Genomic DNA, 20984 nt, shown 5'->3' on the forward strand with positions numbered 1-20984 from the left:
GTGGGGTGGCAGTGATGATTTGTCCTACACTCAGCCATATAATTATTGTGGGTATAGCTGGTAACTAGATAATCAAGGCATATACCTATCACCTACGTCAAAAACATCGGAAAATTGCACGCTTACTGCTTTTGAACACTACTTATCCAAATCGGACTTACGTATATAATAATTGATATGTAGTAATAATATTGCTCCAATATTTCCAAAAGTTGATATCTTACAACTCCAATGCCATAAAACTTAATGGACAATCAAAATATCACTGCAGATTTCGCAGACCAATTAAAGCGAAAAAAGGAAACTGGCGAGATATCAGAAGCAACGTTGGCAACCAGCGATAGAGTTCTGGCAAGAATCACTGATGGTATATATAGGCAGCCGTCCTCTGCACTTCGAGAGCTGATTTCAAATGCGTATGACGCAGATGCAACTGAAGTAGTTATTCAAACAGACGCACCTAAATTTGAGACCATTACTGTTAGAGATAACGGTAATGGTATGACTCGTGAGGCACTCGCTAACCTAATTCACAATATTGGAGGTAGCATAAAGAGAACAGGAGTCGAAAATGGGTTTGGAGTTGTTGACAAGGACGACCCAACTTTAAGCCCAAGGTTCAAAAGAAAACTAATCGGGAAAATAGGAATCGGCCTTTTTGCTGTGTCCCAGCTCACGCATCACTTTCAGATAATCACCAAGCGAAAAGGCGATGACTACAGGCTTTTTGCTGATATTATACTCAAAACTTATACAGAGGACAACTTAACGGATATAAAAAATAGGTCAAGTAAAGAACCGCAAAAATTCGAGACCGGTAAGGCATTAGTAAAAACAGTTATCGACCCAAATTTAGATTCACACGGGACTGATATTGTTCTTTTACAACTAAAAAGCCATTCCAAGGATTTGCTGCGAAGCAGGGATCTATGGGAGCGAGTATTATCGCCCGATAACGAAAATGAAGAGGAGCCAGCCCATGAGCCGACATTCCATATCGGAAAGATCAATCTATCAGATGGTACTACCATTGAAAAGGATGCAAAATTACCTTGGAATTTTCTTGATAACAATTCTGGCAGAAGATTTGAAGAATTGGTAAAATCCGTTGTCAGTCAAGGTTTGCTCAACTCATCTAATCCAAAACTTGAAGATATTTTCGACAATTATTTTAACACCATATGGACGCTAGCTTTGTCAGCCCCTCTTCCTTATGTTGAAATACATCCGTTCGATATCACTAAACGTGATGACATTAGAGCGTTTCTACTCTCAAATGCGCAAAAAGGCCAAGTAAAAGAAATAGACCTAAAAAATGGAAAGGCAATTCGTGAGGCCATAGCTTTAGAAGCAGGGACTCCTGCTGGCAATGATTTTAAGGTGGTATTTGATGATATTGAACTAAAAAGGCCAATCCTATTTAAATACTTACCTCAAAGCGATCACGCAATAAAGCGGCCTCTAATTTTCATCGGAAAGTGCTCTCCAGATCTCAGCAGTATCCCGGAGAATATAAGGGGTGGCAATTTATCCTTTGAGGCATATCTTTTTTGGAATTCTAAGATTGTGCCGGTAGAACATAGAGGAGTTCTATTGAGAGTTCACAACGCATCTGGTGCGCTTTTTGATGAAACTTTTTTAAAATATCAGGTTTCGGAACAAACTCGCCTACGACAAATAACCGCTGAAATATTCGTTAAGGAGGGCCTGGATGCCGCCCTAAACATTGATAGAGAATCATTCAATTTTGCACACCCTCATTACCAATTTATTACAAAATGGTTACACAGAGCGTTAAGGCAATTTACCAATAAGCACAAGGCGATAGGTAGCGAAATTAGAAACCAAAAGAGATCTGACCAAATTGAAGTTCAAAAGTCTAGAGTGGCGTCAATAGCTGAAACACAATGGCTTACACAAAAAAAGAATGATGAAGAAACACCGGCGGTTGAGTTTGTAGCAAAAAGTGAAGTAGATGAGCAACGAGCAAAAGGGAAGAAAGCTTATGTAATTGAAAAAGTTATCCCTGAATACGTCCTTAAATCAAAGGGACAAAACAGAGAGTTGAGAGAGCAAAAAATACAAGCACTTGTTACTGTTCTTGACGCCTTTGGTTTGCTAGATGATATGCCGTTCGAACGACAAGAAAAATTGATTCACTCCATCGCTGACTTATTTCTAGGAGAAGATGAATAGCAGTAGCGAGGAAAACGAAGGTAAAGACTTGCTTGACGAGATCTATGGTGAAGTCCCGGCCCACTCTCTAGATTCTGTGCGAGAATTTAAGCCATGGCATCATCCAAGGAAACACTGGGTTAGAATAAACCAACTTTGTAAACTAGCCAGAGCATTGGTCAGAGAGTCTCACTTTCCTAACAACGTATTTACTTACCTTACCCTACCAGGAGAAGAGCTTATTGACATTCAATCTTTGGAAGGAACTATTACAGGTGGATCAGAGGAAATTCTTGATGTGCACGCTGTAGAGGGCATATTTAATTCTACAAACGATGAATATCTGAAATTGAAATATATTGGCTTTAATGGCTTTGGAAACAACCCAAAAAAAAGAGCTGCTCTTGAATTAGCCAAAAGTATTGTTAATGACAGTGTCAGAATACATAACGGCTCCAGAATAGAAAATGAACTTGTTCAAGCGATTGCAAACAAAAAATCAAAATCCTATCAACTAGTAAGAAATCACGGCCCGTACAATGTCATTAATCTAGACTTGTGCGGATCAATTGCCGATACAGCACCTGGATCGAGCAACAGCTACTTCCAGGCTCTTGTGGAACTTTTGGAAATTCAGAGAGACCACATGGCGCAGCCCTTCTTGTTATTAATTGCTACAAGAACTCATCCATCGGATATTGAAAAGGAAGCTTTAAGTCGAATCACCGACGTATACAGTTCGAATCTCCGAAGCCGAGAATTTAGAGGAGTCTTTGAAGAAATGATAAAGGAAAGAGCCGAGATATTGCTTGCCAAAATTCAAAAAGGAGAAGAAGTCTCTCAAGATGTCCTCAACAAAGTTTTTGGGGTGGGGATTGGGAAGTGGCTGTTGCACCTAATGAAACCTACAACTCCTTACTGGGATGTGTTTTTGGAAGACATTTGCTGCTATTCAATCGGCGATTCAGAAAAGGATAATATGTTATCCTTAGCTTTCAAGTTTGTTAAAGTCAAGCAACCAATCAAGGATGATTATGGTATAACTAAGCAACAGGAAATAGAAAACCATATGGTTACTGAGAGTGTCCTCGCTCAAAAAATGCTTGAAAAATCCAAGTCGATAGTCAATGTTGACGACCTTCTAGGTGCCAGCCCAGAAACCAGAAATAAAATCATAACCCGAGCAGGAAAGTTTCTAACAAAGTTTGGATATTCCGAGGAAGATTATCTGAAATGGGCAAATTCAAAATTTACTTCTATCCAAGGTGTAGCTTAGCTGTTATGGATCTCGCTATTACCTCAGATAAAGGAGGAGGCACAGCCTCGCTAACTTGGGTAAACTGCTGCGATAGATTCCCTTCCAGAACGTAGTCCCTTCCAAACCCTTGAAGAACCATCGCCTCATACACGCTTAGTCTTCTCTTACCAGAAGGATGTACATGAACTTCCCTATTCCCATATGCAACTGTTGGGCTTGGCTTGTCCCAAATAAGAGTACGAAAGCTTCTTCCGAATCCTCCCCCCGGCACCAAAGTTCCCTCATTGCGAAATTTTGCCGATTTTGGAGTCATGCACCAATGATTTGGGTGATAACTGATAGCCGCTTTGTTCGAACTGACATCAGCAAAGTGTACAGGCTCTGGTAAACCACCGATTGCCATTTTGACAGTTATTGGCTCCTTCTCATAGCCATCCAGTTTTAGAGGCAGCGAGATATCGACATTTCTATATAGCTTTCTGTTAAGACCTATCATGATTAATCTCTCACGGCTCTGAGGAATCCCAAAGTTTTTGGAATTAAGAACGAACGGAAACAAATTGAAACCGGCCTCTCGAAAACCACTTTTAATTTTTTCGAAAGTTGATGAGTGCTTCGATCCAATTAGTCCTTTAACATTTTCAAACACAAAAAAATGGACTGGGCTTCGATCATTTAGCTTCTTAAGTAAATTGGCATAAGAAAAAGACAGTGAATTACGTTCATCATTTATGTCTTGATGAACATTTGACACGCTAAAACCCTGGCAAGGTGGTCCACCAATAATCCCAATAGGTCTAAACTCACTACCAAAAAGATTATCAAGTTTTTCTATTGTGATATCCCTAACATCAATAACATGTCCGTTCTTGGCTGTTCTGTTCCTGTTATATGAGTCAATACTTGATTGGCGAATATCGAATGCAAGACCAACCTCATATTTACTTCTCTCAAATCCGATATCTAATCCGCCGATCCCGCAGAACAAACTGAGTAAGAGTGGTTTAGAAAAAATTTGAGTTTCAACCATAGACTGCATTCGCAAAGTTAATAAAGTATCGTCCATTTAAGGACAAAAATCTGTCCATTTGTGGCCAACTAATTTGAGTACAAAACCTTCCTACTGTTCGATATGTCAGCCTGTGGATGTTAAACCGGGAATAACTTTCGATCTCTGATCGTCTAATCCAGGCCCCTTCTTCCACACTTCCACATTGGCAAACAGGTAATCGCCATCTCATCTCAAATGCACGGCATAGGTACCCCGATCTGAAAAAGTGTGCTCGATTTTAAAAAGCCCGTCAGGCTAGGGACTGCGGAGGGCAGCAGCAAAGACTACAAAAGTTTTGTCTGTTGACCGAAAGACCTACTGGCTGGCAGCGGGGCCAAAAAAACCTGCATTGGCTGTGCTACTAAACTTTTGTAGTCTGTCAGCCCTGGCCAACTACTCTGAGCAGGAAACCTTGTCTCACTACCAGTGAAGCGCTTGTCTGGGCAGGTGTTGAGCCCTTATCCCGGTACCTGTTAAGCCCTTATGACATAGGTAGTAAAGGCGTTATTTCGTTCCGGTTAAGCGCTTATGGGAGGTCTAATAACGGCTTAACAGGAGGCTGCGGTGCGCAACAGAGGTAGTGAGTGGTGCGCAGCAAACGGGTTCGCTAAGGGCTGAGTGGAAACGGAGCGAAAAATAAGGTGATATGGCTCCTGTGTGTATAAATATACGAAAATCAAGCCAGTTTTGGAGAGAGAGTGTGTCGCTTTTCGGGATCCTGCCGGGTTGCTACCTGACGGCTGCCATCGTTATCGCCCTCCCCGCCGTTCCGACCCCTAACCGCTGTCGTTGCCCAGCCCCCCTCCCATTCTTGTCCTTTTATGACGCTTTGATGGCCTAGGCCGGAAGGTGAATGCGCCAGATCTTTGTCGCATCAAAAAACAGCCATTAGACAAAAGATCATGAAAAGACACAAAGCAAGCATGCTGTATCCTGGCGTAATCATTGGCGCCTACCTGCTGATGACGCTGCTGGGGTCGTGCCAGGACGAGGACTTTAACCCCAGCCTTACCCAGACGTTCGACGTTCAATCGGCGGCCAATGGTGCCACTTACCCCATCAGGGTGGCCTTACCCACCGATTACTATACCTCCGGCGAAAGGTATGCAACCATTTATGTGCTGGATGGCGAGGAGAACTTCGGTTTCGTGGCCAATCGTTGCCGGGAAATTTCGAAGCGCCTGGCAACGCAAAACGTGGTGGTGGTGAGCATTGGCTATGGCCAGGACCGCAGCATCGACTACACCCCTACCAAAACCAGTGAGATGACGGGCGGTGGCACGCAGTTCCTGGCTTTCATCGAAACCGAGCTGATTCCCCAAATGGAGGAGCGCTTCCGTGTGGATACTACCCGCAATGGCCGGGTACTGCTGGGTCATTCCTACGGCGGGCTGTTCGGTGCCTGCGTGCTGGCTGTAAACAACCAGCTGTTTGGCAACTACCTGCTGCTGAGCCCCTCTATTTGGTTCGACAATGAAGCGTCGCTACAGCTTGAAAAGGCGTACCGTGCCGCCAACAAAGACCAGCATCAGCTGGTATTCCTGGGCATAGGTGAGTTGGAGAATGCCGGCAGAATGCAGGCTCCCTTTGAGGCGTTTTATGAAGTGCTGCGTGACAACTATACTGACATCAGCCTGGCCAAGAACCGTGAGAAGCACCTCGATCATGTCGGTTCCAGGCAGCCGAACATCGTGAAAGGGCTCAACTACTACTTTCAAAACAGGCAGCTCTGACACACCTCACGGCTATTCTCTACCTCCTCCACTTAAAATTCACCATCATGAAAAATCAATATTTATTACTCTTCTTCTTCCTGATTGCCAGCACTTATGGCTCCGCTCAGGATGATTTGTCCACCAAAGCCTCCAGCATCGTCGCCCTGAGACTATTAACCATTGAGCCTGGCATCGGCATCCACACCAATTTCGGCACGGACGTTCTCATGACCACGCTGGTGCAGTGGAATCCAATCCAGCGCCTGAGCCTGGCCTCCCACTCGTCGTTCAACATCAACAATGTGACAGCCAGGAGCTTCAACTACATCACTACTGACTACAACTACTCCATCAATCAGAAATTTGGGGTAGGCACTACCGTTAATGGCCGCAAAACTTCCCACACCTTCCTGCTGATGGCTGGCGTGAAATACACCACCTATCAGGAAACGCTGCGCAACCCTGACCTGGCTACTGCTACTGCTTCCATCAAGTCGCTAAGTCCCGACTACGGATTGATGTACAGCCTGAAGCGGGGCTGGAAGAAGTACTTTTTCACGGGTCGAATGTACGTGCCGTTGTTTCCGTGGCCCACGAAGGGCTCCAACATCACCTATATCGATGGAAACTCAAATAATATCGCTTTAGAGGCAGGGATTGGCATAAAAATCAAATAGTCGGGCAGTCAAATCAAATTTTCAGACATGGCACTATTCACATTTTGGCGTGGCGACGCCCTGGCAGCTCCAGTCACAATGAACAACCTCTCGATACAAAAGGAGCTGGATGCAGCCACCCTGGCCCCTCTGATGAAGCTGGAGCCACAGGCAATTGCCCGGAGGTTTCAGGAGGGAAATGTAGCCTGGGTGGTGAGGCTGGAAGGCGAGCCTGTTTCGTTTGGCTGGCTTGGGCGTGGCAGGGTGCGAATTGGGGAGCTGTCGAAAGAGATTGACGTTCCCGAAGGCAATGCCTACCTGTGGAATTTCAGAACGCTGGAGGCTTACCGTGGCAGGGGCTACTACGTGCAGCTGCTGCGCACGATGGTGGAGGCCGAGGCAGCCATCAGCCACCGGATGTGGATTATTTCGGCACCGGAGAACCAAAGCTCCTACAATGGCATCATGAAGGCCGGGTTCCAGCCTGTTGGCGACCTCATGTTCGACTACAAAAATGAAGTGGTGCTACAGGCCGGGTTCGTGGATGAAAGAACCCAGGCCGGTGCCGAGCTGATTCAGGTGCCCATCAGCGCTACGGCAGTGCGCCCGTGCTGGCGGTGTGCCAGTAAGGCCATGAAGAAAGAGGCAGCCTGCGATTGCTACGAAAATCAGAGGCCGTGCTGCTGCAATAATCAAGGACTGCCGGCGAATGCGACCGGCGGACAGACAGCTAACAATTTGTGAGGGCGCTCAGGCGCTGCTTACATCCGCAACTAACTTTTTACATTAAATACAAACTCTATGACTGGTGCAATAATTGGAATTTCCTTAGGGCTATTGATCATTTTATCAACGGCATTTATCAAAAGTCTGGACAAGTCGGCCTTTTACGGGCTGATACTGTCTGGCATCGCTTTCCTGTATGTGGGGTTCACCTGGACAGACTTAACAGCCGGTGTCACAAGCGGGCTTCAGGTGATATTCTTTGTTTTGTTTACCTACTATGGTTTGAAAACGAACCTGTACGTGCTTGGCATTGGGTATTTCCTTCACGGCCTGTGGGACATGGCTTACCCCTACTTTCTGTCGTCAAGTTTACTACCCCCGCAGTACGATGCTTTTTGTATCTCTATTGACTTTGTGATGGGATTTTACCTGGTGGCTGTTCAGTATCGACTGAGGGATAAACATAGCGGGTAGAGGTCGACTTTCCCTCAGTGTCTCCTGACCTAAGGAAGGAACGCTGAGGGAAACGAAGTGCCAATGGTCGCTTTGACGTTAGCGTTGAGCACGACCCAGTCCCTTGCAGGAGACTCTGAGGGAAACAAGATTAAGAAATAAACTAAGGCTTTAAATCATGAACAAAATAGCATTCATTATTCCACCCACCGTCGAACTACTGGATTTGGCAGGCCCTGTGCAGGTTTTCACCGAGGCTAAGTTTTATGGCTTTGCTCTGGACTTGGAGTTCTTTATTTATCAGCATGACCCGGTGTGTACTTCCGGGCTGGGGTTTGGAAAAGTGGCTCACTACTCGGAGGCCCAACTAGCAGAAGGTGACTACGTCTTCATGCCCGGAATGGATCAAAATTATGTGGTGAGCGATTCGTTTGGCTCGGAAACTGCGTTTTTCAGGTGGTTAAAAGAATGCGTGAACAAAGGAATTACCGTTTGCTCGGTGTGCAACGGGGCCTTTGCTTTGGGGCATGCGGGCTTGCTGAACGGTCTTGAATGCACCACACACTGGCGCAGAGTAGAGGCGCTGCAGGCACAGTTTCCACAGGCAAAAGTGCTCGCCGACAGGCTATATGTAAAGCATCGCCATGTTTGCACGAGCGCTGGCATTTCTGCCGGCATCGACCTGTCGCTGTCGATACTGGAGGACCTGGCAGGAGCCCTGTTTACCCAAAAGGTCGCCAGGGGGTTGGTAGTTTACCACAGAAAAAGTGACGCCAACCAGCAGGAAGGCTTCTATCTCCGGTTTAGAAACCATATCAATGCCAACATTCACGACCTGCAAGACTACCTGATTGACAACATGGTGGGAGACACTTCCATGGCCAAGCTGGCTGCCGTGGCTGGTATGAGTCAGGGAACCCTCAGGAATGCTTTTGAGGCTGCCACTGGGATTACCCTTGTCAACTACCTGACGCAGCTACGCCTGGAGCTGGCTGCTGGTGCTTAAAAGGCGGGCTCGTTAAATATTACTTCTGGTGAATCATCAACGACTCGCCGTTATCGCTACCTTGTATTCACCTGAATATGTCCATTCAGGTGACCGGGTACTATGAATATAGCATTTATTGTTCCTCCCAACGTGGAGTTGCTGGACCTGGCGGGGCCGGTGCAGGTTTTCACAGAGGCCAAATTCATTGGCTATGACATAGGCATTGACTTCTATTCTTACACGGCGGCAGTAACAAGCACGGCGGGGCTTGAGTTTGGCAAAATTAAGTACTTCAAAGAGGCCAGGCTGCTGCCAGGTGATTTTGTTATCATTCCAGGAATGAAGTTCGAATACATTGAGAGTGAGTCGTTCAGAGCTGAAAAGGAATTTTTTGAGTGGTTGGCTGCCTGCGTTGGCAAAATGGTCAATGTCTGCTCCGTTTGCGACGCAGCCTTTGTTTTGGGCGAGGCGGGGCTGCTCGACGGGCGGGAATGCACCACACACTGGAGGCGAATGGAGGCATTGCAGGCTCGTTTTCCCAGGGCCCGGGTCATTTCCGATATTCTGTTTGTAAAGAGCGGCAATGTGTATACCAGTGCAGGAATTAGCGCTGGCATCGACCTGGCACTGAGCATTCTGGAAGACTTAAAAGGCCCTCGTTTTGTGCATCAAGTGGCCCGTGGACTGGTGGTGTACCACAGGCGAAGTGAAAACCAAAGCCAGCAAAGTGTTTACCTCGATTTCAGAAATCACATCAACCCAAAAATCCATGCCGTTCAGGATTATCTTGTAGATCACATCGCCGGAGAGAATGCCATAGAAACGCTGGCCTCCATGGTGGCCATGAGCCCGAGAAACCTCACCCGGGTATTTAAGGAAGCCACCGGAACCACCATTGTGGAGTACCTTACACGACTGAGAAGAGAGAACGCCAAGACGCTGCTGCACAACCCTGACTATACCGTCGACTACATAGCCGCTCAGTGTGGCTTTAAGTCGGCCAGGCAGTTGCAGAGGATTTTGAAATAGTGGCCTATGGCAGTCCTGGCAAGGCCCCGAAGTCCGGGGCGTATCAATACGAGATAAGCGGGTGCCGGGTAAACGCTGAGCAGGAAGCCCTGGTCTCTTCGGTCCGCAGCAAACAGGTTCGCTAAGGGCTGAGTGGAAACGGAGTGAAAAATAAGATGCAGCGGTTCCTGTATCTATACATATACGAAAATCAGGCCATTTTGGTGGTTGAAAGGGTGCTCAATATGGCATAAGTGTAAAACTCAGCGTGCCCTTCAGGAGGCGCTGAGGGTAAATAGAGACTACAAAAGTTTCGGCTGATACGACACCACAGACGGGTCAGCAGCCTGGTATGATACTCGCAGGAAAGTGGGGCTGCAAACTTTTGTAGTCTGAGATCGTCGGTCCTACCACAAATAATCGCTTTGAAGCCACGTCTGTTGAAGACTCAGCGTTCCTTGCAGCACCTACTCTTTGATACAGCGAACGTTAAGGCCAACCCTGTATGTATAGTCGCCCCAGGGGAAGAAATTAGCGGTAATGCCGGACGAAAAAGGGCCGGTATAGTAAGTGTCCGGCGCTATCCACCAATATGCGAGCTCTCCTACGTGGCCAAAAACGGATGATCGGACACCGGCGGCAACAGCCGAGAATCCGTAGGCATTTGTTCCGTTGTTATCGTTGGCCCAGCTATAGGTTGTTTTCAGCGCTTCTCCCACCGAGCCCGGGTAACCATCGTTGACGACAAAACTCTCCAACTCTTCCCAATCCTGCATGGTTGGCATGTGCCATCCGGCCGGGCAAAGCTCCTTGTGCTCAATCACGTAGTAGTTATAGTAAGAACCATACGGCCTTTCGTAAGTCGCTTGATCATTAAATAGCCAGCTATATGCCGGCGTACTATTGGACCACCAGGTAACATCATCCTGCACTTCTGGTATGGGCTCACCGTCAGGATAGGCGACTGCCCGCAGGTTTTCACTCATCCAAACTTGATCACCTATTTGCACAGTTCCGTATACTTCGTTATCCCTCTCATCAATCCATTCCTCTCCCGGTGACCAATTTGCATTTGGGCTGCCTGTCGCATCTCCCAAATCAATATCTACCGTATCAAAGCCCTCATCCACAGTGATATTGAACACTACCTTGCCGTCTTCCAGCGAAGCGTCCACGTTGATATTGTACAGGGTCTTAGGTTGTGGATCGGCAATGGAAGCTGTGAACGTGCGGTCGATGGTGGTGCCGTCCAGCTTTGTATAACTCAGGTTTACTTCAATATCAAGCGGAGAGGTGACAAAATAGCCTTCTCTAGTTTCGCCCTGAGCGTAGAAAAGGCTGGCTCCGCTGCTTACCACTGTTACCGTGCCGGTGTAGCTGTGGAAGGTGTTCACCACATTGGCTGAGTAGTTAATGGCAACTTTAGTATTGGCTAGTTCAGCTTCGATGTCGATAGATTTCAGTTCTTCTTTGTCGATGGTGAAATTGTCGGACCGGCCAAAATAGTAGGGGTTTTCGAAGGCGGCGTCTACCAGGTTGTTGCTGTGGGCTTCCACGTAGTATTCGCCGGTAGGCAGCGATACTTCTGCAGGCGCTGTAGAAAACGGATCGAACACCATCACTTCGGTGCCGTCAGCAGCAAAGATCGTGACCCGGAAGTCGTCGGTATTTACTGCCAGGGTTCGGCCATTGGCTGGTTCGGAGGTGATGGTGAGTGATAGGTTCAGCAACAGATAGCCGTAATCGAGGGGCTCCGGTGTTTCGCTTTGCTGCTGGCAGGCGACAGCAAGGAATAGCAGGCTTAAAAGTATCGCCTTTATAGTTTTCATATCGGTTGCTTTAAGTAATTCTCCGTTCAATTACACTGGTAGTCAAACGTCTGAGAGTAACCATAGCCGTCATCTTCCCCTCCTACGTATAAATAATCTGACCTTGTTGGATAGTCCTCTGCATTGTAGGTGTAGGTTATCTGCAAGGTCCACATCAATACAGACTCATCGGCGTTGTATCTGGCCACGGAGGTTATGTTGTTGTCGGCAAAAGCAAAAAGCTCGCTGTCGACGCAGTCGTCGCAACCCCAGATGCCGGCTTCCAGTATGGGGTTTGGGTGGGTGTCATACGTATAATGCTCCACGTTATCGAGCCCCGAATCCCCATGCTTTTCTACTCTGGTTGGATTTTTTGTCCCGGCATCGGGATAAAAGTACTTCTTCAAAAACTCCAGGCTACCCCTTGATCCATCGGTGTTGATATAATATTCTTCACGTTCACTAAGCTGCCCGTTGACATTGTAGGTAAAATCATTGACACGGTACAGCTGGAAACTTCCCGCATTTTCGGTGTACTCCTCTCTTTTCACTAAGAAGCCATCGCCATCATAAGTAAATACTTCCCTCTTTCCGAACGCCTCAGGACTCTCAGCGGTCACCAAATTCCCATCGCCATCAAATGTGAGGACATAACTTGAGGTCTCTGATGCATTATTGCCGGTAAAGTCGATTTGGTCTGCCTTCCCGTCCGGGTTCAGGGTAAAATCCCATGTTTCTATATCGTCATCTTCTATCACCCGAAACTGGCTAAGTGCACAGCCATCAAAATTGGCCACACTACCCAGGTTTATCTCTACCGTTTCAAAACCCTCATCAACTGTGATGTTGAACACCACCTTGCCGTCTTCCAGCGTGGCGTCCACGTTGATATTGTACAGCGTTCTAGGCTGTGGATCGGCAATGGACGCTGTGAACGTGCGGTCGATGGTGGTGCCGTCCAGCTTGGTGTAGCTCAGGTTTACTTCCACATCAAGCGGAGAGGTTAAAAAATAGCCTTCTCTCGTTTCGCCCTGGGCGTAAAAAAGGCTGGCTCCGCTGCTTACCACTGTTACCGTGCCGGTGTAGCTGTGGAAGGTGTTCACCACGTTGGTGGAGTAGTTAATGGCAACTTTAGTATTGGCTAGTTCAGCTTCGATGTCGATAGATTTCAGTTCTTCCTTGTCTATGGTGAAATTATCAGACCGCCCGAAGTAGTAGGGATTTTCGAAGGCGGCGTCTACCAGGTTGTTGCTGTGGGCTTCCACATAATATTCGCCGGTGGGTAGCTGCACTTCCGCTGGTGCTGTAGAAAATGGATCAAAGGCCATTACTTCCGTGCCGTCAGCGGCGAAAATGGTCACACGGAAGTCGTCGGTATTCACCGCCAGGATTCGGCCATTGGCTGGTTCGGAGGTGATGGTGAGGGAAAGATTCAGCGACAGGTAGCCGTAGTCGAGAGGCTCCGGCATCGTGCCCTCAAATTTTTGACAAGATGTAAGAATAAAAAGTCCGAGCAGTACGGGAATAATATTTTTCTCTGACAAGATCATATTGACTATTTTAAGTTTGAACAGTAAGTTTTGGTGAGGCTCATTTCAGCTATTGCTGTAAGTTGGGTTGAAGCTTAAGAAGGTCTGCGAAAGCGTAGCCACCTCTCTGCCCAAGTGCAAGCACATTGCTACTTGATGTTTCGGCTATCGAACTAGGAGAGAAGAAGTCCCCGTTTAACCCCCAGATGGTGTTGGAGTGGATGATGTTCCCCGATGAAGACGGGTCTACTCTCAAAACCCAAAGATCGGCGTTTCCATCGGAGGGGTCGGCAGTCAGGTCACCATTTGCGGAATAGGTTGCTCCAATGATCAATAGGTCGCCGTTAATGTCAAAAACAGCGTCACTAAATCCGTCGATTTCATCACCTCCGTAGGTATTAGAAAAGACGACACCCCCACTAAGGTTTACCTTACAAATCCAGCCATTGTTGCCAGCATGCACATTCCCCGTCAAATCGCCATCTGAGGAATCGGAAATTCCAGCCACATAATAACCGTCGCTCGCAGCCAGAACTTTTGATGGTATCTCCACGCCAGAACCACCAAGAAAGGTGTTCCAGGCAACAACTCCATTTGGAGATACTTTCTCGAGGTAGCCATCATAGTTTCCCAACCTTGCCGGATTTGATCGGGATAAAGCAAGCAGAATATAGCCTCCATCATCAGTAGCGGAGATTGAATAACCTTCGTCTACGGACAACATAGCAATAGTCCTTGATGAGACCAAGGTTCCAGACGGAGTGATTTCAGCAACAAAGATATCGCCGAAGCTGGCAACTGAGCCGGTCGTGACTATGTTTCCATTTGACAACAGGTCTAGCTCAGCTAAACGATCGTTCGATGTGGTACCCACCGTTAAGTCCCAAATCAGGTTCCCCATATTATCAGTTTTAATAACCCAACCATCACTTTGATCTATATTATCTCCCGCCAAATCGAGGTCTGTAGAATTGGCATTTCCAACGATGTAAATATTCCCATTGGAATCCTCGATGAGGTCTGACCCGACGTCATGCCCTGTGCCACCATAATGCTGTTGCCACAAAATGTTTCCGTTGACATCGGTCTTTACCAGGCGGGCATCCCAGCTTCCGTACGACTGGGCAGAGTTATCAGCGAGCAGCAACAAATAACCTCCATCGATTGTTTCGATCACTTTGGTAGCACCCATGTTTGGAAAAGAAACGAAAAATGATGGTTCGGCGCCGCTAGCAGCACTTTCCCCTAATTCAACTTCTACGGTATCAAACCCCTCGTCAACAGTAATATTAAAGACCACCTTACCATCTTCCAGCGTTGCGTCCACGTTGATATTGTACAGGGTCTTAGGCTGTGGATCGGCAATGGACGCTGTGAACGTGCGGTCGATGGTGGTGCCGTCCAGCTTGGTGTAGCTCAGGTTCACTTCCACACCAAGCGGAGAGGTTAAAAAATAGCCTTCTCTCGTTTCGCCTTGATCGTAAAAAAGGCTGGCTCCGCTGCTTAACACTGTTACCGTGCCGGTGTAGCTGTGGAAGGTATTGACCACATTGGTAGAGTAATTAATAGCCACTTTGGTATTGGCCAGCTCAGCGTCGATATCGATGGATTTGAGTTCTTCCTTGTCGATGGTGAAGTTGTCGGATCGTCCGAAGTAGTAGGGATTTTCGAAAGCGGCGTCCACCAGGTTGTTGCTGTGGGCTTCCACGTAGTATTCACCGGTCGGCAGCGATACTTCCGCAGGCGCCGACGAAAAGGGATCGAAGACCATTACTTCAGTGCCATCGGCAGCGAAAATGGTCACCCGAAAATCATCGGTGCTCACTGCCAGGGTTCTGCCGCTGGTTGATTCGGAGGTGATGGTGAGTGACAGGTTGAGGGAAAGGTATCCGTAGTCGAGAGGCTCCGGCGCTTCGCTTTGCTGCTGGCAGGCAACGGCTAAAAAAAGTAAACTTAAAAGAAGGGCTCTTAAAGTTTTCATAGTGGTAGTGGATTAGTTTAAAAACCACTAAGAAAGAAAAAATGCTGGCAATCAATGGCTTGCTTTTGTCGGTGACCCGTTATCCTTCACGAAGCCTTTAAAAAGTTTTGTGAATGCCACTGACTGGATCGGGATACATACTGAGGGGCGACAAGTTCGTTCACCGAAAGAGACTACAAAAGTTTCGGCAGATAATGGCTGGCCCTATGAGGCGGCAGCCTGGTATCGAATTCGCTGGAAGGTGGGGCTACAAACTTTTGTCGTCTGCAACGGGTCGGCTCACTTCCTTCACTTTACCGAAACATCTCTACTTCACCCTCAATCCATTAACAGGTTTGAACAAAAGCACACCAATGAGCACAAAAAAAGACCAACCCCTTCGGATTGGCCTTTCTACTTTTTGAAGCAATGCCTTGCTTAAGACTTTGCCGCTTTGATGCTTACTTTGATTTCGATGTTGTCAGACAGCACCATGTCTTTCATGAAATGTACCCACTTCACGTCGTAGTCTTGTCTGTTAAACACCAATACTCCTTCAGCAGTCAAGGCTCCGTTAGCTACTTCCATTGAAGAAAGCTCGATGGTTTCTTCTTTTGTCTTGCCTCTGATAGTGAGGTCGCCAGTGACTTTAGTGCCTTCCTGAGATTTGATAGTGAAAGTGGCCGTTGGAAATTCTTCAACAAGGAAGAAATCGCCGGTTGATAGGTGCCCCACCAGGTCGCTTGCTCTTCTACCCTCTTCGTCTTTGAAAGACGCAGAATCCAAAGGAACGATAGACGTCATGTCGATGGTGATGTTACCACCAGTGACTTGTGTGCCTTCTGCTGTTACTGATCCGTTGGCGACTTCAATCACGCCATTGTGGCCATACACACCAGCTACTTCGCCTTTCCAGGCTACTACAGAGCTGGTAGGGTCTACAGTGTAAGTTACAGCAGCTGTTTCTTCAGTAGTGGCAGTTTCTGCCGATGATTCAGTTGTAGCGTTTCCACCACCACAGGCTGTAAGAAAGCCCGCTGCGATCAATGAGGCAAATAATGTTTTTGTGCTTGTCAAGTTCATAGTTGTAATTGGTTTGAGGTACAAAGCTAATGAAATAGCTACATTAAATGTATATACATCAAATATTAACATAGTTATTGGCAGTTTGTTTACTCTCTCCGGTAAAAAATTGACTAAGTGTAACATTTTGAATTACAAGTAATTGCCACACCTACCAGGAATGCCACCTGTTCACCTGAAAAAATATTATCAAAATTTTGGTTTTCCCTTTTGCAAAAGCGGAACAAACACATACTTTTGCATCTCGATTTACAAACGGTAGTCGAGACACAACGAAAGGAGTGGTAGTTCAGCTGGTTAGAATGCCTGCCTGTCACGCAGGAGGTCGCGGGTTCGAGTCCCGTCCATTCCGCAAGGAGCCTTAGAGAAATCTAAGGCTTTTTTGTTTTCAAGGGGTTTCTTGGGATCAAGCGTAAAACCTGTGGGGACTAAACTTCAACGGCAATCCCCTGAGCTGCCATAAAAAAGCAAAAGGTCCAAGCCTAACCCGGCCGGGCGGCACGCATTGAACCAGTTTCGCTTTTTTATTTAACCACACACCCAACATTACCCCCCAGGAATACAGATTGATCCGTTTCTTGTGTGAGGACACAACTGGGAGCTGGGAGCTTGTGAAGACACAAACAAAAACAGCAACGGTTAGAATGCCTGCCTGTCACGCAGGAGGTTGTAAGCAGCCCACTCAGTCAACACTGTGTTGATAATTGATTCTTCACTCATTAGTTTTATCATCAGCAACAAATAGCTCGATGGAAGGTGACTTGAAAAGCCGGCTGATGACAGACCGGTCGAAGCGGAACATAGAAAGGCTGGCACAGGAAATCGGTGCCGATGAGGAGAAATTTGCGGAAGTGATGGCTATCTTCTTCAGCGGGCCATATCGGGTCACTCATTTCTCGGCCCACCTGCTGGGGAAATGCTGCGACCTCCATCCTCACCTGATCCTCCCCTATTTGGGCAAAATGATTGACCTGCTGGATGAGGACGTGCATGATTCGTTGAAAAGGAATATCCTTCGTACCATGCAGTTTATCGACGTTCCTGAAGAGCATTGGGACAAAGCTGTGCAGTACTGCTTCGAGCTGCTTCAGTCGAAGAAAGAGCCTATAGCCGTGAAAGTATTTGGCATGACCGTGCTGGCCAACCTTTGCGAAAAGCTGCCTGAGCTGAAAAATGAGCTGAGGATCATTATCGAAGACCAGATGCCTTACGGCTCAGCTGGCTTTAAGAGCCGTGGAAGCAAAATCCTAAAAAAGCTTCAGCAATAGCCGACCCTACTCCCTGCTCCAAAGCTTGTGTTGCAAGATCTTCTCCAGCACAGCCTCTCTCCAAAGTTTGCTAATGGGCACGGTTCCCTTTTCAGTGGCGATCTCATTTCCTTCGATAGACTTCACCTTATCAATGTTCAATACATACGATTTGTGCGTTTGAACAAACTGATTCGACGGTAACAGCTCCATTACCTTTTTCAGGGTCAAATGTGCAATATGCGTTTCTGTCAGCGTCTGTACCTTCACATAGTTCTGCATACTTTCTACATACACCAATTCCGCCAGCCTGATTCGTTCAATTTTCTGACCAGTTTTTATAAAGAAGTAATCGGCCTTGCCCTCGTTTTGTGTATTGGCTTGCAGGTAATCAAAGGCCTTTTGCACCGCCTTTAGAAACCGATCCAATGAGATGGGCTTCAGCAGGTAGTCGATCACACTGAGCTCATAGCCCTTCAAGGCATACTTTTCATAGGCGGAAGTAATAATCACCAGCGGTGGGTTTTTGAGCGACGCCAGGTAGTCGAGACCTGTGATGTGGGGCATCTCTATGTCCAGAAACAGCAAGTCTGGCGTCTCCAACTTCAGCATAGCATCGAGCTGCAAGGCATTTTCGCTGGTGCCAATAAGCTCCAGGTAGTCAACTTTTTCCACATAGCTTTTTATTCCTTTTACAGCGAAAGGCTCATCGTCGGTTATGATGCACTTAATCTTCATCCAGTGTCAGTTTAAGCTTTGCGGTAAAAACATCTTCACCTTGCTCTGTCGTCAGTGCATGTTTGCCAGGATAAAGCAATTCAAGCCGTCTTTTCAGATTGGCAAGCCCAAGCCCACCCCTTCCCGGCTCCTCTATCAGTGCACTATGAGAGGCTATGGGCTCCGTGGTGTTGGTAATGCAAAATTCTATCCCATCGTTGCCGGCATCCGACATCTTCAGGCTGATCAACTTCTTGCCGCCTACGTATTTAAAGGCATTCTCCACCAAAGGGATGAAAAGCAACGGATACACTTTTTTGTTCACGATGCCGGCATCGAGGTTGATGTCCACCTGTAGGTTAGACCCGTGCCTTACCTTCTGCAGGTCGATAAAGGCATTGATATGATCCAGCTCCTTTGCCAGGGTGGCTTTTTTATCCTTTTCTTCATAAAGCTGGTAGCGCAGGAGTTCCGCCAGTTTTTCCACCGTTTTCTTCGCATCGCCTACGCTTTCATCCATTTGAAAGTAGATAGTGTTCAGGCTATTGAAAAGGAAGTGTGGATGGTACTGACTCTTAAGTAAGGCAAGCTCCGTTTCCACGCTGTCCTTTTCTATCTGCTCGAGCCGCTGCGCCTGCTGCATCAGGCTTCTGAGGTAGTATCGGCCTCGCCTGATCGTAAATATGAGCAGCAGATACAGGATGGGGATGATATTGATTTGCACAAAGTCACGCAGAGAGAGCCCGTCGTCAGTAAAGGCGACGAATAGGGTGATGGTCAAGTTGACGGCAGCCGCAAAAACCAGGTATGAGATCACCATCTCTCTGACAATTGCCTTTGATGATGGCTGAAAGTTTTTGTTAAACCTTCTCTCCAAAAGAACAAAGCACCATTCGAAAATATAGCCTACCGAAATAGCCATAAGCAACTCCAGTAAATAGATGCTTAGCGGCCTGCTGCTGGGGAATCCGCCCTGATTTGGGTTATCGATCAGGCGGATGGACACATATACAACCAGCCCGAAAATGAGCGGCTGTATGCGTGTCATTTTGCTCTTTTTGTCGTTCAAAGGTTCCTTCTCCATCGAAGCATCAATATAAGCAACTACCCTTTTCAAGTCAGGTTTGAGGCTTTGTTTTCTCCACTTTCAATTCCTTTACCCCAAACAAAAACCTGGCAATACGAAAGGGTCGGATCAGGTATTCATAAATAACCAAAGAGCCAATCAACGACAGCGTGCTCACAAACAAGTACTTCGCCAGGATAGACTCCTGCACCTGGATCACATAGTAGCCAATGGCGATGATCACTGTTTGGTGGAGTATATAAAACGGATAGATAGCCCGGTTGGCGTAGTCTATGATGGGATGATGCTTGTTCAAATATCGTTTGGCGTAGCCAGATGCCGCCAGCAGCCACAACCAGGCATCTACCGCAAGGATACAAGTTGCCACGTATTCCCATGCCGGATTGATGCCCTCTATATCCCAGGGTTCAAGCTTGTTCCACCTGAAGAAGTTAATAACGACAATGCACAAAATGGCCAAACCGAGCAGTTTTCGGCGATGAAGCTCCACGGTGTCCCACAAACTGGGAACGGCCCCCACAAGGTAGCCTGCCACAAAGAAAGAACACCAGTAGAAATGCCAGGGTAGGTCATTAACTAAATCGTGAGTATCGGGATTCCAAAAGGCCCAAAAGCCACCGATGATCACTGTTGGGAGCATTATAACGGCAATCTTGAAATTGCCCATGGAGGTAACTATCCTGGTGGCTAGTGCTTTACCCTTCTCCGACCTGATGTAAAGAAACAGCGGCAGGCATACCACAGAGTAAACAAACAGGTACAGCACAAACCACATGTGGTGCCAGGAGAAATTACCTTCCGGATATGGAACCAGCTCCAAAACTTTTGGGTAGAAAGAGAAGAATGACGAGTAGTTGGCACCATTGAACTGCCTTTCGAAATAAATCTGAGGCGGCACTATCACAAACATGGCAAACAGTAGCGGAACCATGAGCCTGTTGTTCCTCTCTTTCACATACTGCCATGGACTCCTTTTCCTCAAAGCCAGAAATGTGCCATAGCCGGAAACAAAGAACAGTAAAGGCATACGAAACCTCGAAAGCCAAAAATTGAACTCCAGCCACAGGTTGCTTTGCTCAGCATTTTTGATGTGCCAGCCAGATTCGGCAGCAAAAAGCATGGCTGTGTGAAAATATAGTACCAGCAGTATGGCAATGATCCTTAGCCAGTCGATGTCGTGTCGTCGTTCCATGAGTTTTTTCTTGGCAAATGAATAAGAAGTCTTCGCCTGCCTCAAATAATTTTGACGAAATCATTTTATGAGATGACGAAAATGATTCGCTTGTAAATGAAAAAGCGTTTGGAGAAATCTCCCAATATTCGGCATATTTCGCAGGCTTCAATAATTTGATCCGATCACAAGCTTACAGCCCTGGTCTAAAAAAGCCCACTTACGAAAAAAATATAGATCAAAGCAATCAGCGTGGCAGCAAGACAGGGGTGTCGAAAAAACTATATAAAAACGTACACCAGACAATTCATCAACAAACTGCTTAGCGTTTTCCATACGGTATCAAGTCATT

The 20984-nt window shown here is 46.9% G+C and carries 18 protein-coding genes and 1 tRNA gene; 11 read left to right on the forward strand and 8 right to left on the reverse strand.

What is annotated here, in order from left to right; genetic code table 11:
- Positions 1-246 precede the first annotated feature (246 nt).
- Together ACMVP2_RS26490 and ACMVP2_RS26495 are read left to right on the forward strand one after the other, a co-directional pair.
- A complete protein-coding gene (locus tag ACMVP2_RS26490) occupies positions 247-2196 on the forward strand; it encodes an ATP-binding protein (protein ID WP_416865840.1) in 1950 nt (649 codons plus the stop codon).
- Positions 2189-3451, forward strand: a complete 1263-nt coding sequence (locus tag ACMVP2_RS26495) for a PP_RS20740 family protein (RefSeq protein WP_416865841.1) — start codon at positions 2189-2191, stop codon at positions 3449-3451. The genes ACMVP2_RS26490 and ACMVP2_RS26495 overlap by 8 nt, the downstream gene beginning before the upstream one ends.
- Here the strand turns inward: ACMVP2_RS26495 and ACMVP2_RS26500 are convergent.
- Positions 3432-4499 carry a DNA cytosine methyltransferase gene (locus ACMVP2_RS26500; protein ID WP_416865842.1) on the reverse strand — a complete coding sequence of 356 codons (1068 nt, stop codon included), beginning with the start codon at positions 4497-4499 and terminating at the stop codon, positions 3432-3434. The two genes, ACMVP2_RS26495 and ACMVP2_RS26500, sit on opposite strands and share 20 nt — an antisense overlap.
- Before the next feature lie 887 nt (positions 4500-5386).
- Here ACMVP2_RS26500 and ACMVP2_RS26505 point away from each other — a divergent pair.
- The 6 genes from ACMVP2_RS26505 to ACMVP2_RS26530 all read left to right on the forward strand — a co-directional run bounded on the left by ACMVP2_RS26505 (position 5387) and on the right by ACMVP2_RS26530 (position 10051).
- A complete protein-coding gene (locus tag ACMVP2_RS26505) occupies positions 5387-6217 on the forward strand; it encodes an alpha/beta hydrolase (protein ID WP_416865843.1) in 831 nt (276 codons plus the stop codon).
- Positions 6218-6264: 47 nt separating this feature from the next.
- Positions 6265-6876: a hypothetical protein gene (locus tag ACMVP2_RS26510; RefSeq protein ID WP_416865844.1), complete on the forward strand. Its 612-nt coding sequence runs from the start codon at positions 6265-6267 to the stop codon at positions 6874-6876.
- Between the two features lie 27 nt (positions 6877-6903).
- The gene (locus ACMVP2_RS26515) at positions 6904-7599 is read left to right on the forward strand and encodes a GNAT family N-acetyltransferase (RefSeq protein ID WP_416865845.1); all 696 of its coding nucleotides are present in this window, start codon (positions 6904-6906) and stop codon (positions 7597-7599) included.
- A 57-nt stretch (positions 7600-7656) separates the two neighbouring features.
- A complete protein-coding gene (locus ACMVP2_RS26520; RefSeq protein WP_416865846.1) occupies positions 7657-8055 on the forward strand; it encodes a DUF6010 family protein in 399 nt (132 codons plus the stop codon).
- Between the two features lie 157 nt (positions 8056-8212).
- Complete coding sequence (locus tag ACMVP2_RS26525; RefSeq protein WP_416865847.1) at positions 8213-9040, forward strand: GlxA family transcriptional regulator; 828 nt, start codon at positions 8213-8215, stop codon at positions 9038-9040.
- A gap of 102 nt (positions 9041-9142) precedes the next feature.
- Positions 9143-10051, forward strand: a complete 909-nt coding sequence (locus ACMVP2_RS26530; protein WP_416865848.1) for a GlxA family transcriptional regulator — start codon at positions 9143-9145, stop codon at positions 10049-10051.
- A 446-nt stretch (positions 10052-10497) separates the two neighbouring features.
- Here the strand turns inward: ACMVP2_RS26530 and ACMVP2_RS26535 are convergent, their stop codons facing one another.
- The 3 genes from ACMVP2_RS26535 to ACMVP2_RS26545 are packed head-to-tail and all read right to left on the reverse strand — an operon-like array spanning position 10498 to position 15348.
- Complete coding sequence (locus ACMVP2_RS26535; RefSeq protein ID WP_416865849.1) at positions 10498-11859, reverse strand: DUF4493 domain-containing protein; 1362 nt, start codon at positions 11857-11859, stop codon at positions 10498-10500.
- A 26-nt stretch (positions 11860-11885) separates the two neighbouring features.
- Positions 11886-13388, reverse strand: a complete 1503-nt coding sequence (locus tag ACMVP2_RS26540; RefSeq protein WP_416865850.1) for a DUF4493 domain-containing protein — start codon at positions 13386-13388, stop codon at positions 11886-11888.
- A 49-nt stretch (positions 13389-13437) separates the two neighbouring features.
- Positions 13438-15348, reverse strand: a complete 1911-nt coding sequence (locus ACMVP2_RS26545) for a DUF4493 domain-containing protein (protein ID WP_416865851.1) — start codon at positions 15346-15348, stop codon at positions 13438-13440.
- A 113-nt stretch (positions 15349-15461) separates the two neighbouring features.
- Between ACMVP2_RS26545 and ACMVP2_RS26550 the strand changes: the two genes are divergently transcribed.
- Positions 15462-15752, forward strand: coding sequence for a hypothetical protein (locus ACMVP2_RS26550; protein ID WP_416865852.1), 291 nt, complete (start codon positions 15462-15464; stop codon positions 15750-15752).
- Positions 15753-15765: 13 nt separating this feature from the next.
- On the opposite strand, the gene ACMVP2_RS26555 is transcribed toward ACMVP2_RS26550, so the two are convergent.
- Positions 15766-16410, reverse strand: coding sequence for a YceI family protein (locus ACMVP2_RS26555; protein WP_416865853.1), 645 nt, complete (start codon positions 16408-16410; stop codon positions 15766-15768).
- 278 nt (positions 16411-16688) lie between these two features.
- On the opposite strand from ACMVP2_RS26555, the gene ACMVP2_RS26560 reads away from it, so the two are divergent.
- Both ACMVP2_RS26560 and ACMVP2_RS26565 read left to right on the forward strand, forming a co-directional pair.
- A tRNA-Asp gene (locus tag ACMVP2_RS26560) sits at positions 16689-16762 on the forward strand.
- A gap of 397 nt (positions 16763-17159) precedes the next feature.
- Positions 17160-17678 (forward strand): hypothetical protein, encoded by a 519-nt coding sequence (locus ACMVP2_RS26565; RefSeq protein WP_416865854.1) that lies wholly within the window; start codon positions 17160-17162, stop codon positions 17676-17678.
- Between the two features lie 6 nt (positions 17679-17684).
- Here ACMVP2_RS26565 and ACMVP2_RS26570 read toward each other — a convergent pair whose 3' ends face one another.
- The 3 genes from ACMVP2_RS26570 to ACMVP2_RS26580 are packed head-to-tail and all read right to left on the reverse strand — an operon-like array spanning position 17685 to position 20653.
- Complete coding sequence (locus tag ACMVP2_RS26570) at positions 17685-18395, reverse strand: LytR/AlgR family response regulator transcription factor (RefSeq protein WP_416865855.1); 711 nt, start codon at positions 18393-18395, stop codon at positions 17685-17687.
- Positions 18385-19491, reverse strand: coding sequence for a sensor histidine kinase (locus tag ACMVP2_RS26575; protein WP_416865856.1), 1107 nt, complete (start codon positions 19489-19491; stop codon positions 18385-18387). The genes ACMVP2_RS26570 and ACMVP2_RS26575 overlap by 11 nt, the downstream gene beginning before the upstream one ends.
- Position 19492: 1 nt before the next feature.
- Positions 19493-20653, reverse strand: coding sequence for an acyltransferase family protein (locus tag ACMVP2_RS26580; protein WP_416865857.1), 1161 nt, complete (start codon positions 20651-20653; stop codon positions 19493-19495).
- Between the last annotated feature and the right edge of the window lie 331 nt (positions 20654-20984).

Origin of the sequence: Imperialibacter sp., from assembly GCF_048007035.1 — a bacterium.
Classification (GTDB): domain Bacteria; phylum Bacteroidota; class Bacteroidia; order Cytophagales; family Cyclobacteriaceae; genus Imperialibacter.

Excerpts from the sequence above, each read along its gene's own strand:
- ACMVP2_RS26490 (WP_416865840.1), top strand. The coding sequence starts at position 247 with ATGGACAATCAAAATATCACTGCAGATTTCGCAGACCAATTAAAGCGA.
- ACMVP2_RS26495 (WP_416865841.1), top strand. The coding sequence starts at position 2,189 with ATGAATAGCAGTAGCGAGGAAAACGAAGGTAAAGACTTGCTTGACGAG.
- ACMVP2_RS26500 (WP_416865842.1), bottom strand. The coding sequence starts at position 4,499 with ATGGACGATACTTTATTAACTTTGCGAATGCAGTCTATGGTTGAAACT.
- ACMVP2_RS26505 (WP_416865843.1), top strand. The coding sequence starts at position 5,387 with ATGAAAAGACACAAAGCAAGCATGCTGTATCCTGGCGTAATCATTGGC.
- ACMVP2_RS26510 (WP_416865844.1), top strand. The coding sequence starts at position 6,265 with ATGAAAAATCAATATTTATTACTCTTCTTCTTCCTGATTGCCAGCACT.
- ACMVP2_RS26515 (WP_416865845.1), top strand. The coding sequence starts at position 6,904 with ATGGCACTATTCACATTTTGGCGTGGCGACGCCCTGGCAGCTCCAGTC.
- ACMVP2_RS26520 (WP_416865846.1), top strand. The coding sequence starts at position 7,657 with ATGACTGGTGCAATAATTGGAATTTCCTTAGGGCTATTGATCATTTTA.
- ACMVP2_RS26525 (WP_416865847.1), top strand. The coding sequence starts at position 8,213 with ATGAACAAAATAGCATTCATTATTCCACCCACCGTCGAACTACTGGAT.
- ACMVP2_RS26530 (WP_416865848.1), top strand. The coding sequence starts at position 9,143 with ATGAATATAGCATTTATTGTTCCTCCCAACGTGGAGTTGCTGGACCTG.
- ACMVP2_RS26535 (WP_416865849.1), bottom strand. The coding sequence starts at position 11,859 with ATGAAAACTATAAAGGCGATACTTTTAAGCCTGCTATTCCTTGCTGTC.
- ACMVP2_RS26540 (WP_416865850.1), bottom strand. The coding sequence starts at position 13,388 with ATGATCTTGTCAGAGAAAAATATTATTCCCGTACTGCTCGGACTTTTT.
- ACMVP2_RS26545 (WP_416865851.1), bottom strand. The coding sequence starts at position 15,348 with ATGAAAACTTTAAGAGCCCTTCTTTTAAGTTTACTTTTTTTAGCCGTT.
- ACMVP2_RS26550 (WP_416865852.1), top strand. The coding sequence starts at position 15,462 with ATGCCACTGACTGGATCGGGATACATACTGAGGGGCGACAAGTTCGTT.
- ACMVP2_RS26555 (WP_416865853.1), bottom strand. The coding sequence starts at position 16,410 with ATGAACTTGACAAGCACAAAAACATTATTTGCCTCATTGATCGCAGCG.
- ACMVP2_RS26565 (WP_416865854.1), top strand. The coding sequence starts at position 17,160 with ATGGAAGGTGACTTGAAAAGCCGGCTGATGACAGACCGGTCGAAGCGG.
- ACMVP2_RS26570 (WP_416865855.1), bottom strand. The coding sequence starts at position 18,395 with ATGAAGATTAAGTGCATCATAACCGACGATGAGCCTTTCGCTGTAAAA.
- ACMVP2_RS26580 (WP_416865857.1), bottom strand. The coding sequence starts at position 20,653 with ATGGAACGACGACACGACATCGACTGGCTAAGGATCATTGCCATACTG.